The organism is Bradyrhizobium sp. 61 (assembly GCF_023073075.1).
GTDB lineage: Bacteria > Pseudomonadota > Alphaproteobacteria > Rhizobiales > Xanthobacteraceae > Bradyrhizobium > Bradyrhizobium barranii.
The window spans coordinates 1-1,459 of the sequence record NZ_JADPIU010000013.1 but is presented as its reverse complement, the minus strand read 5'-3'; the positions used below and the strand labels follow the sequence as shown (position 1 = coordinate 1,459).

Sequence of the window (1,459 nt, the reverse complement as noted above, 5' to 3'; positions counted from 1 at the left end):
CTAGGAGCCCGTCCAGTTATCGTTTTGGCTGGTTAGATTTCATTACGATAGCCCGCTCATGCGGTACTGGCGAGGTTGCCGAGCTTGACGAGGTTGTGGGCGGTGCAGACGATCGCCCACTCGGCCTGCACATTAACGAGGCCTCGTAACAGGAACTGGCGGAAGCCGCGTGCCTGCTTGATCTGTCCGAACACCGCCTCCACGATCTGCTTTCGCAGTCGGTAGGGGGTCTCGAAGCCGCCGTCGGCGATCTTTTTTCTCATTGCCTGTGTCAACGGTCCACCGACCTTGCCGTTGTCGGCGGTGGGGTGCTTGGCGCGTCCTGTGGCGATGTAGCCGTCGATCCCGCGCTGATCGAGGCTGGCGAGGTTGGCTTCGCTCAGATAGCCGCTGTCGGCGGAAGCTTGTTCCGGTTTGCGGCCGAGATTGGCTTGGATGCCGTCGACCAGCGGCACCAGCTGGCCATGGTCACTCGTGCTGGGCGTCAGGGCGTGCGCAACGATGATCTGCGCTTTGCCGTCGACGGCCGCCTGCGCATTGTAGCCCTGGATGAAGCCATCCTTGGTCTTGAGAATGCGGCTTTCGGGATCGGTAAAGTTACGCTGCGCCTTTGGGGCAGGCTCGTCGGATGGCGGTGCGGCGGGCTTGCCGGTCTTCTTGCGGCCCTCGGCCTCGCGGCTCTTCTGCTTCTCGGCCTCGATGCGACGCTCCTCGTCGGCCGCGGCCTTCGCCTCAGCCTCCAGCTCTGCCTTAGCCTCGGCGATCCTGGCGATCCGCTTCTGCTTGTCGGTGACCCAGCCGGGCAGTTCGTCGCCGCGTTTGTTGCCGTGTAGCTTGTCGTCTTCAGCATCCGCGGCCTCAGCGGCGGCCAGCCAGCGATCGACCTCGGCTTGCAACTCGGCTTGTCGCTTCTTCATGCGTTCGTAGCTCATCGCTTTGTGTTTGGACGCATTCGCCTTGATCTTGGTGCCGTCGAGCGCGACGTGTCCGAGCCGCACCAATCCGGCTTTCTCGGCGAGCTTCAACACCTGCACGAACAGCCCGGCCAGCTGTTTGAGGTGCCGCTTGCGGAACTCGGAGATGGTGCGAAAATCCGGCGCATCGAGCGCTGCGATCATCATGAAGTCGGCGCGCTCGACGCACGCCTTGGCGATCCGCCGCGAGGAATAGATACCGCTCGCGTAGCCGTTGAGCAGCAGCGCCACCATCAGGCGCGGATCGAACGGCGGCTGGCCAAGCGCACTCGTATAGCTGTTGGTGATCCCGCTGAGGTCGAGGCTCTCCCGCACCAGTTCCACGATGAACCGTGACAAATGGTCCCTCGGCACGAAATCTTGCACACTCGGCGGCAACAGCTGCGGCTGATCAATCTTCCAGGGCCGAAAATACTTGCTCATGGACGCAAATAGAATCAGACTCCCGACCAATTGAACAGGGACTACTCGGACAGGCTCCTAGA

1 protein-coding gene is annotated in these 1,459 nt (G+C 62.2%); it reads right to left on the bottom strand.

Annotation, left to right across the window (positions count from 1 at the left end; translation table 11 throughout):
- Window positions 1-56: 56 nt before the first annotated feature.
- Window positions 57-1,397 (bottom strand): IS1182 family transposase, encoded by a 1,341-nt coding sequence (locus IVB46_RS06070; protein ID WP_247342311.1) that lies wholly within the window; start codon window positions 1,395-1,397, stop codon window positions 57-59.
- Between the last annotated feature and the right edge of the window lie 62 nt (window positions 1,398-1,459).